At 66.1% G+C, this 14,288-nt stretch carries 14 protein-coding genes; 7 read left to right on the forward strand and 7 right to left on the reverse strand.

Going from position 1 to position 14,288, the window contains the following annotated elements; genetic code table 11:
• Positions 1-143: 143 nt before the first annotated feature.
• The 5 genes from AQZ52_RS07090 to AQZ52_RS07110 all read right to left on the reverse strand — a co-directional run bounded on the left by AQZ52_RS07090 (position 144) and on the right by AQZ52_RS07110 (position 3,121).
• On the reverse strand, positions 144-587 hold the full coding sequence (locus tag AQZ52_RS07090) for a Ros/MucR family transcriptional regulator (RefSeq protein WP_067907790.1): 444 nt from the start codon (positions 585-587) through the stop codon (positions 144-146).
• Between the two features lie 176 nt (positions 588-763).
• Positions 764-1,237 (reverse strand): GNAT family N-acetyltransferase, encoded by a 474-nt coding sequence (locus AQZ52_RS07095; protein WP_240481476.1) that lies wholly within the window; start codon positions 1,235-1,237, stop codon positions 764-766.
• A gap of 57 nt (positions 1,238-1,294) precedes the next feature.
• The gene (gene tsaB / locus AQZ52_RS07100; protein ID WP_067907796.1) at positions 1,295-1,912 is read right to left on the reverse strand and encodes a tRNA (adenosine(37)-N6)-threonylcarbamoyltransferase complex dimerization subunit type 1 TsaB; all 618 of its coding nucleotides are present in this window, start codon (positions 1,910-1,912) and stop codon (positions 1,295-1,297) included.
• Positions 1,913-1,923: 11 nt separating this feature from the next.
• Positions 1,924-2,514: a malonic semialdehyde reductase gene (locus tag AQZ52_RS07105; protein ID WP_067907799.1), complete on the reverse strand. Its 591-nt coding sequence runs from the start codon at positions 2,512-2,514 to the stop codon at positions 1,924-1,926.
• A gap of 25 nt (positions 2,515-2,539) precedes the next feature.
• Positions 2,540-3,121: a NifU family protein gene (locus tag AQZ52_RS07110; protein WP_067907802.1), complete on the reverse strand. Its 582-nt coding sequence runs from the start codon at positions 3,119-3,121 to the stop codon at positions 2,540-2,542.
• A 144-nt stretch (positions 3,122-3,265) separates the two neighbouring features.
• Here AQZ52_RS07110 and AQZ52_RS07115 point away from each other — a divergent pair, with 144 nt between their 5' ends.
• From AQZ52_RS07115 to AQZ52_RS07140, 6 genes are all read left to right on the forward strand, one after another.
• Complete coding sequence (locus AQZ52_RS07115) at positions 3,266-3,907, forward strand: FKBP-type peptidyl-prolyl cis-trans isomerase (protein ID WP_067907805.1); 642 nt, start codon at positions 3,266-3,268, stop codon at positions 3,905-3,907.
• A gap of 70 nt (positions 3,908-3,977) precedes the next feature.
• Positions 3,978-6,911, forward strand: a complete 2,934-nt coding sequence (locus AQZ52_RS07120; protein ID WP_082697716.1) for a M16 family metallopeptidase — start codon at positions 3,978-3,980, stop codon at positions 6,909-6,911.
• Positions 6,908-7,306, forward strand: a complete 399-nt coding sequence (locus AQZ52_RS07125) for a GFA family protein (RefSeq protein WP_067907808.1) — start codon at positions 6,908-6,910, stop codon at positions 7,304-7,306. Before AQZ52_RS07120 ends, AQZ52_RS07125 begins: the two co-directional genes overlap by 4 nt.
• Positions 7,307-7,408: 102 nt before the next feature.
• The gene (locus tag AQZ52_RS07130) at positions 7,409-8,545 is read left to right on the forward strand and encodes a hypothetical protein (protein WP_156424805.1); all 1,137 of its coding nucleotides are present in this window, start codon (positions 7,409-7,411) and stop codon (positions 8,543-8,545) included.
• Positions 8,542-9,030, forward strand: coding sequence for a hypothetical protein (locus AQZ52_RS07135; RefSeq protein ID WP_067907814.1), 489 nt, complete (start codon positions 8,542-8,544; stop codon positions 9,028-9,030). Before AQZ52_RS07130 ends, AQZ52_RS07135 begins: the two co-directional genes overlap by 4 nt.
• Before the next feature lie 80 nt (positions 9,031-9,110).
• Positions 9,111-10,484 carry a class II 3-deoxy-7-phosphoheptulonate synthase gene (locus tag AQZ52_RS07140; RefSeq protein WP_067907817.1) on the forward strand — a complete coding sequence of 458 codons (1,374 nt, stop codon included), beginning with the start codon at positions 9,111-9,113 and terminating at the stop codon, positions 10,482-10,484.
• A 4-nt stretch (positions 10,485-10,488) separates the two neighbouring features.
• Here AQZ52_RS07140 and AQZ52_RS07145 read toward each other — a convergent pair whose 3' ends face one another.
• Positions 10,489-11,448, reverse strand: coding sequence for a TauD/TfdA family dioxygenase (locus tag AQZ52_RS07145; protein WP_067907820.1), 960 nt, complete (start codon positions 11,446-11,448; stop codon positions 10,489-10,491).
• Positions 11,449-11,584: 136 nt separating this feature from the next.
• On the opposite strand from AQZ52_RS07145, the gene AQZ52_RS07150 reads away from it, so the two are divergent.
• Entirely contained in the window at positions 11,585-12,541 is a 957-nt protein-coding gene (locus AQZ52_RS07150) for a hypothetical protein (protein ID WP_067907823.1), read from the forward strand.
• Between the two features lie 13 nt (positions 12,542-12,554).
• Here the strand turns inward: AQZ52_RS07150 and AQZ52_RS07155 are convergent, their stop codons facing one another.
• Complete coding sequence (locus tag AQZ52_RS07155) at positions 12,555-14,240, reverse strand: calcium-binding protein (RefSeq protein ID WP_067907825.1); 1,686 nt, start codon at positions 14,238-14,240, stop codon at positions 12,555-12,557.
• Positions 14,241-14,288: the final 48 nt, after the last annotated feature.

Here is a 14,288-nt window from a genome sequence, read left to right on the forward strand (position 1 = left end):
CGCAGCATAGTTTGCTGTGCCAATTCTTCAACCGGTCGCGCAGATGTTTTGCGCCATTGGCAGTGCCGGCGCGGGGGAGAACAGCAAGATGGCAAGGCCGCTGGCGCCGCAGCGCGCGGGGCCTCGCCTGTCTTGGTCCCGGTTCAGCCGGCAGCCTTGGCAGGGCGGCCGCGCTTGGGCGCAGGCTTGCGGCCGAGGCCGATCTTCTTGGCCAGTTCGCGGCGCTTCTCAGCATAGGCCGGAGCGACCATCGGATAGTCCGCCGGCAGATTCCAGCGCGTGCGATATTGTTCCGGGGTCATGTTGTAGCGCGTCATCAGGTGGCGCTTCAGCATCTTGAGCTTCTTGCCGTCTTCGAGGCAGACGATGTGATCGTTCTTCACCGAAGCGCGGATCGAAACGGCAGGTTCGGGAGCCGGTTCGGCAGCGGGTTGTGTGGGATTGAGCCCGGCGAGCGCAGCATAGACGTTGCTGATCAGGACCGGCAGATCGTTGACCGCGACGCTGTTATTGCTGACGTGCGCAGCGACAATGTCGGACGTCAGCGTGATGAGCGTTTCCCGCATGTCGTTTTCGATTTCACTCATAGTACCCTTACCTTCTACGGTGGTTATCTTTGTTTTTGCCCAGTCAAGGCTTTTGGCGGCCAGATTAGACCACATTGCATATACGCTTGTGCATCAGGGATACAACCATTTCGGAGTGACAATGGCCTTTTCCTGTCGAAATTTTCACAAATGGACGACAGTAGTCGTAAATATGCCTACTTATCCGAAATCTGAAGTTCCTGCGTGAGCGCGTCGAGCCGCTGACCACCAGCAGTGCGGTAGTAACCGGGCCTTACGCCGATATTTTGGAATCCGAAGCCTGTGTATAACTTGCCGGCCGGATTGTTTCGCCGCATTTCCAGAAACATCCGGCTGACACCGCGGCTTCTTGCACGAGCAATAACCTCGGCCAGCAATGTCGCACCGAGGCCCTTCCGGCGATACTGTGGCAGCACTGCGAAGAGCAGCAGTTCTTCTTCGTCAACAATGGCGCGCGTGAGGGCAAATCCAGCCACTGGTTCGTCGTCAGTGACATCGAACGAACCTCGTGCCCCGATCAGACAATAGCGGGTACTTGGGAGAAGCAGCGCATCCGTGATCTGCCGCCGGTTCCATGCCTCGCCGTATTCGGGCGCGAAGGCACCGGCCATGACCTCCATGATCCGGTCGATATCATCGTCGTGGTCCATCGGTCCAAGGCTCATCGCCGCGCGTCTCTCATGCAGCGCCTCCGCTGGCCAGCCCGGTCATGCCGCAGGAAGACGCGCATCCGGCGCGCGGCCATAGCGGGGCAAGGGATCGGGCCAAAGGGCATCAGTCCCGAGCAGCGCGAAGGCGCGCGCGTCGGGCCAGAGCGGATGGGCGGTCCCTGCGCCGCCGCGCCGCCCCGCCAGCGCCTCTGCCTGGCTTCCGGCGAGCACGGCGGCCTGCGAGCGCGCTGCTGCTGCAGCCGGCAGCAGGGAACTCGCCTCGTCGTTCGCGGTGCCATTGGCTGCGAAAGGCTGGAAGAACCATTCGCCGTGCCCGCCACTCATCACCACGTCGATCGGTATATCGGGATGCGCGGCGCTGGCCATCGCGGCCACCAGCGCGAGACAAGAATAGCCTTCGATCTGCACTTCCCAGGCCAGAGCCAGCGCACGCGCTGCGGCAAGACCCACGCGGATCCCGGTAAAACTGCCCGGGCCCGCGTTGACCGCGATCCGGTCCGCGCGCCCCTTGCCGGGCAGCGCCGCGATCATCGGGACGAGCTGTTCGGCATGGCCCCGGCCCAGCATCGCGTGGCTACCAGCGACAAGCTGCCCCGCTTCGAACAGGGCCACCGAACAGGCTTCGGTCGCGCTGTCGATCACCAGCCTGCGCACGTGCGTGCGCCTCAGTCGAGCCGGTTGAAGGTGGCGAAATCGGGGCGGGGGCTGCGCGGGAAGATCGTAGCCGGATCGCCGTAGCCCAGAGTCGAAATGAAGTTCGAACGCACCCGCGTCCCGGCAAAGAACGCCTCGTCGACCGCGGCATTGCTGAAGCCCGACATCGGACCGGTATCAAGGCCGACCATGCGCGCGGCGATGATGAAGTAGGCGCCCTGCAGCGTGGAATTGCGCATGGCCGAAACCTCGCGCAGCGCTTCGTTGCCCTCGAACCAGCTCTTCGCGTCGGCATGGGGAAACAGCCATGGCAGCTGCTCGTGAAAATCAAGGTCCATGCCGATGACCACGCTGACCGGTGCCTTGCGGATCTTGTCGGGGTTTGTGCCACCGGCGCAAGCCGCCAGCTTCTCCTTCGCCTCCTCGCTCACGCACCAGACCAGCCGCGCGGGCATCTGGTTCGCCGAGGTCGGCCCCATCTTCATCAGGTCCCAGATCGCGTGGAGTTGGGCCTCGCTAACCGGCTTGTCGAGAAAGCCGTTGTAGGTGCGGGCGGTGCGGAAGACCTGATCGAGCGCGGCATCATCGAGAGGCTGGGACATCTGGCGTGAACCTTCGGCAAACGGATCAGGCAGCGCGGACTTCGCTGACTTCGGGCACGTAATGCTTCAGCAGCGATTCGATGCCGTGCTTTAGCGTGGCGGTGGAAGACGGGCAGCCCGAGCAGGCGCCCTGCATCTTCAGATAGACAACTCCTTCGCGAAAGCCGCGGTAGATGATGTCTCCGCCATCGTTGGCGACGGCCGGACGCACACGCGTCTCGATGAGGTCCTTGATCTGTTCGACAATGTCGGCATCTGCCGGGTCGTCACCATAGTTTGTGTCGTCGTCCGCTTCGCCGGGCACCGAGAAATCCGCGCCAGCCGACGTGAACAGCGGCGCCTGCGCCACGAAGTGATCGAGCAGCAGCGCCAGCACTTGCGGCTTCAGCGGTGCCCATTCAGCGCCCGGCGCAATCGTCACAGCGATGAAATCGCGCCCGTAGAGCACGCCCGTGACATCGCCCAGCGCGAAGAGCGCTTCTGCCAGCGGAGACGCCGCCGCTGCCTCGGGCGAGGTGAACTCGCGCGTTCCGGAGGCCATGACGATCTCGCCCGGAAGGAACTTCAGCGTGGCGGGGTTCGGGGTGGTTTCGGTCTCGATGAACATGTCCCTGCATGTAGGCCGCCGCCGATGGGGGTCAAGGGCCTTGGGGGCCATGAAACCGGCGCAGGCGCGAATTGAAGCGGCGGTGCGGCTGCGGCGTGTTTCCCTGCTGGAAGCTGTAACATGGCTCGTCTAAAGGCCCCGGCCATGAGCATACAGCACAGCGGCCTTCGCCGAATCGCCCTTTCCGCTTCCCTCGCCGCCCTGGTGGCCCTGCCGGTGCAGGTCCAGGCCCAGGCTGCAGCCCCGGCGCCCGCCCCCGCTGCGGCGCGCGCGGCCGATATCCTGCCGGTGCCGCTGAACCCGGTGGTTCCGGCCGACAAGCGACAGTGCAGCGTCAAGGAAGCCTCGGGCATCGGCACGCTCGTTCTGCGCGAAGCGGCCGGGCCGAAGCCTTCGGCGGGTGACTTCATCCTCGTCAACTACATCGGCTACCTTGCCGCCGACGGCACCGTGTTCGATCAGAACGTCCAGCAGGCCTTTTCGACCGGCGCCGTGATCAAGGGCTTTGCCGAAGGGCTGCTCAAGATGAATCAGGGCAGCATCTGGCGCATCTGCATCCCCGCCGCGCTCGGCTATGGCGAGAAGGGGGCCGGCCCGATCCCGCCGAATTCCGATATCGTGTTCCAGGTCGAACTGCTCGATTTCAAGACGCAGGCACAAGTGGCGGCGATGCGCGCCGAAGCCGAAAAGCAGGCTGCAGCCCCGCAGGCTGCCGCACCGCAGGGCGATGCCGCCGCAGCCAAGCCCGCGGCAGACAAGCCGGCAGCAGGCAAGCCGAAGAAGTAAGCACCGGCGCGGCAAGGAACGTTGGACCAATTCACTGGTCCTTCATTTCTTGCCGCCCTATACAGTCGGCATGACTTTTCTGTCCCGGTTCGTCCCGCGCAAGCCGCGCACCGTCACACCCGTTCTTGCCGCGATGCTTGCCGGTCTGCTCGGAGCCGGGGCGCCGGCCCTGGCCAAGGCGCCGGCCAAGGTGCCAACCAAGACGCCTGCAGTCCGCGCGGCCAGCGCCGCCGGCCCCTGGCTCTATCGCGGCAGCGACGTTCCGCAGGACAAGGCATGGGTCTTCGGCGTCCTGCCCAATGGCCTGCGCTATGCGGTGCGTCGCAATGGCGTTCCGCCGGGGCAGGTATCGGTGCGCATGCTGATCGATGCGGGCTCGCTTTATGAGACTGATCCGCAGCGCGGCTATGCGCACCTGATCGAGCACCTGACGTTCCGCGATTCGAAGTATCTCAAGGCGGGAGAGGCGATCCCGGCTTGGCAGCGCCTTGGCGCCACCTTCGGCAGTGACACCAATGCCGAGACGAGCCCCACCCAGACGGTCTACAAGCTCGATATTCCTGACGTTTCGCCGGCCAAGCTCGACGAAACGTTCCGCCTTCTCTCGGGCATGATCACGGCACCGATCTTCACCGATATCGGCGTGAAGACCGAAGTGCCAATCGTGCTCGCCGAAATGCGCGAGCGCTCGGGCCCGCAAACGCGCATCGTCGATGGCACGCGTGCGGTGTTTTTCGCCGGACAACCCCTCGGCAGCCGTTCGCCGATCGGGACAGAGGAGACGCTGAACGCCGCCACTCCGGCCAAGGTCAAGGCGTTCCACGATGCGTGGTACCGGCCGGACAACGCCGTAATCGTGGTGGCCGGAGATGCCGATCCGCAGGCGCTGATCGCGCGGATCAAGCAGTGGTTTGGTGCGTGGAAGGGCGCGAAGCTCCCAGGGGGCAAGCGCCCGCCGCATCCCGATTTCGGCGCGCCCAAGGCGCCGGTCGGTGGCGATCCTGCAAATCCGGTGGGCGAAGCCAAGGTCATGGTCGAACCCGATCTGCCGCGCGTGTTCAATTATGCGGTGCTGCGGCCGTGGCATCAGGTGCACGATACGATCGTCTACAACCAGGGCCTGATGATCGACCGGCTCGGCATCGCGATCATCAATCGCCGGCTTGAAGGCCGCGCGCGGTCGGGCGGCAGTTATCTTTCGGCTTCTGTGGAATCGCAGCGCATCAGTCGCTCCGCCGATGCGACGCTGGTGACGGTCACGCCGCTCACCGACGATTGGAAAGCGGCGGCGAAAGACGTGCGCGCCGTGATCGCCGACGCGCTGGCCACGCCGCCTAGCGAAGAGGAAATTGCCCGCGAGGTTGCGGAGTTCGACGTGGCCTTCAAGGTGCCGGTGGAAACGCAGGAAACCCTTGCCGGCTCGAAGCTCGCCGAAGACATCACCGATGCGGTGGATATCCGCGAAACGGTGGCCAATCCCGATACGGTCTACGGCATCTTCCGCTCGTCGATTCCGCTGTTCACCCCGGCTTCGGTGCTGGAGCACACCCGTGCGCTGTTCAAAGGCACCGTGGTCCGCTCCGTGCTGATCACGCCGAGCGCTGCAGACGGCACCGAGGCGGACCTGCGCTCGGTGCTGCTCGCGCCGGTTGCACCTTCGTCGGGCAGCCGCCTTGCCGCCAGCTCGCTGAGCTTCAAGGACCTCCCGCCGATCGGCGAGCCTGGGAAGATCGTCAGCGCCGAAAGCGCGGGCCTGCTCGGGATCGAGCGGATCGAACTGGCGAACGGCGTCCGCGCGCTGCTGTGGTCGAATGATGCCGAACCCGGGCGCGTGATCGTGCGGGTCCATTTCGGCGGCGGCTATGCGGTGATCGATCCGCGCGATGCGGTCTATGCCTCGCTCGGCGAGACGGCGCTGATGGATACCGGCTTCGGCAATGTCGGCCGCGAGGATCTCGACCGGCTGGCGACGGGCCGCAAGCTCAGCCTCGATTTCGATATCCAGGACACGAGCTTCAAGATGTCGGCCGATACGCGTTCGGCCGACCTTGCCGACCAGCTCTATCTCTTCGCGGCCAAGCTCGCGGTGCCGCGCTGGGATGCCAATCCGGTGGTGCGCGCGCAGGCTGCGGCGCGGCTCGCCTACGAGGCGACCAATGCCTCGGCCGCCTCGGTGCTGCAGCGCGATGTGCGCTGGCTGCTGAAGGATGGCGATCCCCGCTATGCGCTGCCCAATCCGGCCGAACTCGCCAAGGCCAGCCCGGACGGCTTCCGCCGTGTGTGGTCGGCGCTGCTCAAGCAGGGGCCGGTGGAAGTCGACATCTTCGGCGATTTCAAGCGCGAGGAGACGGTTGCCGCGCTCGAGCGCACGTTCGGTGCGCTGCCGGCGCGCGATCCGCTCCCTGCCACGGGCTTTGCCCCGCGGGTGCCCGCACCCGTCGGCGATCCGCTGACGCTGACCCACCACGGCGATGCCAACACGGCGGCGGGGCTCGTCGCCTGGCCGACCGGCGGCGGCAATGCCGGGCTTCATGAGGCGCGCCAGCTCGAACTGCTCGCGCAGGTCTTTAACAACCGCCTGTTCGATGCGATGCGTGAGAAGATCGGGGCCAGCTATGCGCCGCAGGTCTCCTCCACCTGGCCGCTCGATCTGCCCTCCGGCGGCTACTTCGCGGCGACGACCCAGCTGCGCCCGGGCGACCTCACCGCCTTCTTCGCCGCGACCGACAAGATCGCCACTGATCTGGCCACCACGCCGCCGACTGCCGACGAGATCGCGCGCGTCACCGAACCGATGAAGCAGCTGATCACCCGCGCCAGCACCGGCAACGGCTTCTACATGTTCCAGCTTGAAGGCGGGGCCTTCGCGCCGGAGAAGTTCAGCCAGATCCGCTCGATCCTTGCGGACTACAGCCAGATCGCGCCGGAGCGGCTGCAACTGCTCGCGCGGCGTTATCTCGTGGCGGACAAGGCCTGGCGGATGCAGGTCGTGCCGGGCAAGTGACCCGGCGCACGGCCCAGTGCCGCTGCGGGCAGCTGACCGCGACCTGCTCGGGCGAACCGGTGCGCATCTCGGTCTGCCACTGCCTCGAATGCCAGAAGCGCAGCGGCAGCGCCTTTGCGGTGCAGGCGCGCTGGCCGCAGGATCAGGTCGAGCTCGGCGGCGCCTACCAGGAATGGGTGCGGGTGGGGGAAAGCGGCAAGCCCGCGACATTCCGCTTCTGCCCGACATGCGGGGCCACCTTGGCGTTTGTTTCGGCTTCGATGCCCGAACTCATCGCCGTACCCGTGGGCGCATTTGCCGATCCGACCTTCCCTCCGCCGCGCTTTTCCGTGTTCGAGACGCGCCGGCATCCCTGGGTGCGCGTTTCCGGGGCTGATGGGGAGCATTGGGATTAGGGCCGCTCTGGTCAGGCACTGCGCGGCGCAAACGGCGCGAAGCAGAGAATTTTAACCCCGTTCGGCTATTCGCAAACGCGGTCCAAGGTTGCGGAGCGGAGCATGACTAACAGGTTGGTCGGGGCCATTGCAGCTTTTTTGATGACGCTCGTTCCGGCCACCATGATTGTCCATGTCATGCTGCTGGGCCAAGGCCTGACAGCGGAAAACCTCTTCGCGGTCAGCCTGCTTGCCGCGCTCATGGGCGTCAGCATTTCCGTCATGCCCGCCGTCATGACCTGGCGGCGACTTTCGCCGGAGGAAGTGGCCGCCGGGCCGATGTGGCGCCGCGCAAGGCCCGCGCGCGTGCCGATCGACGCCGAAGATGAGGTGGCGCTCAGAAAGCGCGCCCTGTTTGTCTTCTTGATCGCCCTGCTTGCGATGCTGGCGGTGCTGAATGCGTGGGACAGCCACGGTATGGGCGCGCTGACTTACCAGCCGCATCCCGCGACGTATTTGCCGGCATTTATGGTTGCGGCCGCCGTCGCCGCTTCGGCCTATCGCCAAGCGCGGGATCGCCTGGCTACCCCGGCTGGCGATGCCGATGAGAAGCCTGTCACCCCGACATCGGAAGCTCCAGCCAAACAGCCATTGCCTCGTGAAGTGGCGGTCCGGACATTTGGCAGGGCAGATCGCAACAAACCATCACGCCGCGCGCCGGCGCATACCGCCCCTGATTGGGGTCTCCTTGCCCTTCTGTTCGGTTTCGGCTGCCTGTTTCTGGCGCTTGGCGTGCTGAGCAACTCCGGCATGTCATTCCTGTTCGCGTCCCTGCAGCTCGGCACGGCGGCGGCAATGGCCTATGATCGCAAGGTCGGCGTGCTGCTGCGAAAGGTGGCCATGCCGGGGCCGCGCCAAGCCCTTTTGCTGGTGGCCTGCTGGTTTACTTTGTTGGTGTTGCTGACCACGCTGGACTATGCGCTGAAGCCGCTCGACGACAGCCGCGCGGTCCCTGCGCAGGTCGCAATCAATCTGATCGCCCGCATCCTGTCTGCTTTGGCCGCATTTCTTCTGGCGTTGCCGCTGCTCGCGGCAATCGTCCGCGAAACGCCTGCCGAGGGCGAGGAACGGCCGCTCTGGCCGCTGTTTGCGGCTTTGGCGGGCGGAGGCCTGTGCTGGTATTTGCTGGCCGTGCTGTGGGCCGCTTTTACCGGGCCCACGGCGCAGTACGGAAACGTTTACTGGGCGGAATCGTCATGACTGCCAATGTCATGCCCCCGGCTTCGCTGCTGATCGGGGCAAGCCTTTCTGTGTGGTGGCAGGCGCTCACCCGCGCCGATCAGCCCAGCCTTGATCGGGACCGCCTGTTCCCCGCCGCGATCCGGGGTGCTGTCGCCATGATAGCGCTGGCGCTGCCAGCGTTCCTCATCGTCGCTTCGGGCCTGTTCGGTTCCGTCCGATCAATCCTCGAGGGGAGCGCAACGCTAAGCCTGATCACCGGCCTTGTCTGGCTCTATGCATTGACGCGCATTCTGCCGCTGCAGCCCACATCAGGGCTGCGGGCACTCGGCGTCGGCTTCGCCCTCACTCTGCTCATGTCGCTCATGTTCGGTATTGCCGGCTACAACGGTTGGGACCCTTATCTCGGGGATCTGTTGCAAGTCCTCGTCGGTTTTCCCGTCCTGCTTGCGGGCTGGTGGCTGGTCGTCACGAAAGTCCCGCGCTGGGCGAGAGAATTTATCTAGGAGCCTGCCGTCCCCGCCAAACCTTTGCATTTGTGCACCGGTACCGCTAAACGCGCGCGTCCTTCAGGAAAGCGAGTACCGTGGCAACGAACTGGAATGCAAACAGCTGGCGCGCGGCAGAGGCCAAGCACCTGCCCACTTACCCCGATGCGGCAAAGCTCGTCGCGGTCGAGGAAACGCTGACCCGGTTTCCCCCGCTGGTGTTTGCGGGCGAGGCGCGCGCGCTGAAGGCCGATCTCGCGCAAGTCGCGGCCGGCAAGGGTTTTCTGCTTCAGGGCGGGGACTGCGCCGAGAGCTTCGCCGAGTTCCATCCCAACAACATTCGCGACACCTTCCGCGTGCTGCTGCAGATGGCGGTCGTGCTGACTTTCGCCAGCAAGCAGCCGGTGGTGAAGGTGGGCCGCATGGCCGGCCAGTTCGCCAAGCCGCGCTCCTCGCCGGTCGAGAAGATCGGCGATGTCGAACTGCCGAGCTACCTCGGTGACAACATCAATGGCATCGAGTTCTCGGCCGAGAGCCGCATTCCCGATCCGGAGCGCATGCTGCGTGCCTATTCGCAGGCCGCCGCCACGCTCAACCTGCTGCGCGCGTTCTCGACCGGCGGCTATGCCAACTTGCGGCAGGTTCACCAGTGGACGCTCGATCATATCGGCAAGAGCCCGTGGGCGGCCAAGTTCGGCGAGATGGCCGACAAGATCGGCGAGGCGCTCGATTTCATGGAGGCCTGCGGGGTCAACCCCGGCACCGTGCCGCAGCTGCAGGGCACCACGTTCTACACCAGCCATGAGGCGCTGCTGCTCCAGTACGAGCAGGCGATGACGCGGCAGGATTCGCTCACCGGCCAGTGGTACGATACCAGCGCGCACATGCTGTGGATCGGCGACCGCACCCGCTTTGAGGGTTCGGCACATGTCGAGTTCCTGCGCGGCGTGGGCAATCCCATCGGCATGAAGTGCGGGCCGAGCCTGACGCCCGACGCACTGCTGCGCATGCTCGACACGCTGAACCCCGCGCGCGAGCCGGGCCGCATGACCCTCATCAGCCGCTTCGGGCACGACAAGGTTGAAGCCGGCCTCCCGCCGCTCGTCCGCGCCGTCGCGCGCGAAGGACACCCGGTGGTGTGGTCGTGCGATCCGATGCACGGCAACGTGATCAAGGCGGACAACGGCTACAAGACGCGTCCGTTCGACCGCATCCTGAGCGAAGTGAAGGGCTTCTTCGCCGTCCACCGCGCGGAAGGCACGCATGCCGGCGGCATCCATATCGAGATGACCGGGCAGGACGTGACCGAATGCACCGGCGGCGCGATCGCGATCAGCGAAGCCAGCCTTGCGGACCGCTATCACACCCACTGCGACCCGCGCCTCAACGCGGCGCAGTCCATCGAGCTTGCCTTCCTGCTGGCCGAGGCGATCAACCTCGAACGCGCCGAACGCAAGGCCGAAGCCGCCTGAGCGCCTAGACCGGCGGCAGCGGGGGCCGGAAGTCCCCCTGCCGCCAGGGCGCATCCGGCATCTCTTCCGCATCCGGCACGGCAAAGCGCAGGTAGCCGAAGAACGTAGCGATGGTCCGTTCCGCGGCGTCGGTGATGGCGCGCCGCCCATGCAGGAAGCGCGTGTTGTCGAGCAGAAGCACGTCGCCTGCCTGCCAGCGCACTTCGGCGGTGAGCGCCTCTCCGGCCGCGTGGATGGCCTGCAGCCACGCCTCCGGCACCGGGGTGAGGTCATCGAGCAGCGGGAAGTTGCCGCGGCCATTGTTGAAGCGGGCAAAGAGCAGGAAATTGCCGAACGCGGGGCCTGCCGAAAACATCGGCCGGTGCAGCGCGGGCCGTGAAAACTCCCGCGCGATGCGGCCATCGGGCATGCGAAAGAAGCGATAGGGGCAGGGGCGCGGCGGGCTTGCCAGCAGCGCATCGCCTGGCGTTTCCGTACCCAGCCAGAACCGCAGCAGTTCGGGCCAGACGCCCATCACGTAGACAAGGCGGCGGTCGGCCAGCCCCTTGCGGACCGGTTCCGGCAGCGCGTCGGCAAGCGCGATCCCGTCACACAGTGTCGTCTCGCCGCCCGTGCCCGGCGGGCTCAGGCAGCCGAACAGCGCGGCATCGGGTTTCCACGGCTCGCGCGCAAGTTCGGGGTGCAGCGCAAAGGGCTGGGTCCCGCCGTCGACGCCTTGGATTGCGTGCACGGCATCGAGCACTGCGCGGCCCGGGGTCTCGTTGATTACTGCGGTGGCGCACACGGTGCGGGCGAAGGTGCGGAAGGCATCGAGGTCTGCCCCGAAGCCGCGCAGCAGCAGCGCGCCGTGGGTCTTGTATGCTTCTTCGACGAAGGCGGGATCGATAGCCCCAATCCCTTCGCAGCCTGAGGGCGTGACCACGGCGTAGGGCCGTCCGGGGGCGGGGGGATTGATCACAGCCATGGTGCTTGTGGCCTAACCCACCCCCAGCCCCTCCCGCAAGCGGGAGGGGAGAAGAGCAGGAGGCTGGCCGCAAGCGGGAGGGGAGAACGACCCGCCAGCACGTGCGGGCGGCGTGAAATCGCGTTAAGGCGCTACGATGCAGCTGACCCTCGCAGCCATTGCCGCCTCGCCCGATCACTACCTTCATTCGTTCGAGGGTGCGGACGCGGTGATCGTGCCGATGGACCGGGCGGCCTATGCGCGGTCCATCTTCCTCGATGCTCGCATTTCGCCAGCGGGGGATGGTGCGGCGCTGTTTCCCGCCTCAGCGCTGGCCGAAGCTGCGCCACCGCCGCAGACCACTGCATGGATCTTTCATGTCGCCCACTGCGGCTCCACCCTGCTGGCCCGCGCGCTGGAGCATGTGTCCAGCGGTCTCGTCCTGCGCGAACCGATGGCGCTGCGCCAGCTGGCATTTGCGCCCGATCCAGTCCGGCTGCGCCTGGCGCTTGCCATGCTGTCGCGGCGCTATGGCGGGGAGGCGCCGACGCTGATCAAGGCCAATGTCCCGGTCAATGCGCTGCTGCCTGCGTTGGCCGCGGCAGACCCTGCGGCGCCTGCCGTGTTCCTCTACCTTGGCCTTGAGGATTACGCTCTGGCCGTGCTGCGCAGCCCGCAGCATCGCGGCTGGGTGCGCGAGCTGGCCGCGCGCTTTGCGGGGGCGCTCCCCGGTTCAGACGATGCGGCCAGCCTCGCCGCGCTGTGGCTCTGGCAGATGCGCGCCTTCGCCGCTGCTCTGGATGTCATGCCGCAGGGCGTCACGCTCGATGCCGAGCGCTTTTATGCAGCGCCCGGGCCAACGCTTGCGGCGCTGGCGCCGCGTCTCGGCCGGGCGGTCGATCCGGCTCGCGTGGCCGAGGCCGTGTCGGGGCCATTGTTCCAGACTTATTCGAAGCGCCCCGGCGCGGCGTTCGACAACACCGCCCGGCTCGAACGCCGCGCTTTGCTGATGCGCGAACTGGCTGGAGACCTGGCGCAGGTGCGCGGGCTTGCCGCGCGCACCGCGCCGGATCTGCCCGCGCTCGAAACGCGGATCGCCTCGGCCGCGCTCTGACCGCGGAGTCTGGTCAGAGCACCAGATCGGCTGCCGTCAGCGCATTCACGCCGGTCAGCAGGATCGCCAGCTCGGGCTTCGCATCGGCGTTGGTGCTGGCATAGAGCATGTGGGTCGCGGCATCGAACCAGACCACGCCAGCGGCCTGACCATCGCCCGGCGCGGCATTCGCGAAGGCGAAGGCGCTGCCCGGCGTGCCCGCGACGCCATCGATCGCCGAAAGGTCGATCTTGTCCACGCCGCTGACGAAATCGGTGATCACGTCGGGCTTGCCGCTGCTGTCGGCAACCGCCGTGAACACGAAGACATCGGCGCCGGCACCGCCCGAGAGCTTGTCAAAGCCGAGGCCGCCCTGCAGCGTGTCGTTGCCGTCGCCGCCGGTGAGGACGTCATTGCCATCGTCGCCGCTCAGATTGTCATCGCCTGCGCCGCCCTTGAGCGTATCGGCTCCCGCGCCGCCAGTGAGGTGATCGCTGCCGGTGCCGCCGTCGAGCTTGTCGTTGCCGAGGCCGCCTTGCAGCGTATCGTTACCATCGTCGCCAGCCAGCGTGTCGTTGCCGTCGGCGCCGGTCAGGCTGTCGTCGCCCGCGCCGCCGTGGAGCGAATCGACGCCGACGCCGCCTGCAAGCGCGTCGTTGCCAGCGCCGCCGTCGAGCTTGTCGTCGCCGAGGCCGCCCTGCAGCGTGTCATTTCCGTCGCCGCCCGCGAGGGTGTCGTTGCCGTCGTCGCCATTGAGATCGTCGTTGCCGAGCCCGCCCTTGAGCGTGTCGGTGCCAGCACCGCCGTTCAGGATGTCGGCGCCGGTGCCCCCGTCGAGGCTGTCCTTGCCGTCACCGCCGCTGAGCGAATCGTCATCCGCGCCGCCGAGCAGCTTGTCGTTGCCGGCGTCGCCCGCGATCACGTCGAGCCCGACGCCGCCGTTGATGGTGTCGTTGCCCGTACCGCCGAACAGATCGTCGTCGCCTTCACCGCCGTCGAGCGCATCGTTGCCGTCGCCGCCATTCAGATGGTCGTTGCCGATCCCGGCGTTGACGTGATCGCTGCCAACCGTGCCGCCGAAGTGCTGGTCTACCCCGCTGTTGCGCGGATCGCCGGGCAGCGCGGTACCGTCGGGCGCGGTGAACAGGTTGCTGGTGCGCACGTAGAACGTCGGATCGTCGGTCGTGCTCGGGGTCTGCGTGAAGACCTCGATTTCAGTGAAAGTCGCGAACTTCGTCGTCAGGGTTACCACGCCGGCGGGATCGGCGCTGATCGTCTGGTTGCGATGCAGATCCTCGGCGTGCCAGTTACCGTCATCGAACTCGAAGCGATGTACGCCGCTGGCGTCGATCACGAACTTGAAGGTACCATTGGAATCGCTGCCATGTTCGCCGCTTCCAGCGTGGGCTTCGCCTTCGCCCTGGTGCTGCGGCGGGGTGATCACGTTGCCCTGCGCGTCCGTGATGACCCGGCTGGTACGCAGATAGAAGGAGGCGTCATCGCTCGTGTCGGGCGTCTGCTTGAACACCTCGGTCACCGTGAACTTGTCGAACTTCGACACGATGGTCACATCGAGCGAGGCCGGGTCGGCAACAGTACCCATGGTGATGGTCTGGTTGCGATGATCATCCGGCTTCCAGGTGCCGTCGTCGTATTCAAAGCGGTGCACGCCGGTGCTATCCTTGACGAACTTGACAATATTATCGAACGGACCGCTCATAAGTATTTCCTGTTATATCTTTTGTTGCAGCAACACCTTGCAGGCCGT

The organism is Novosphingobium fuchskuhlense (genome assembly GCF_001519075.1).
GTDB lineage: Bacteria > Pseudomonadota > Alphaproteobacteria > Sphingomonadales > Sphingomonadaceae > Novosphingobium > Novosphingobium fuchskuhlense.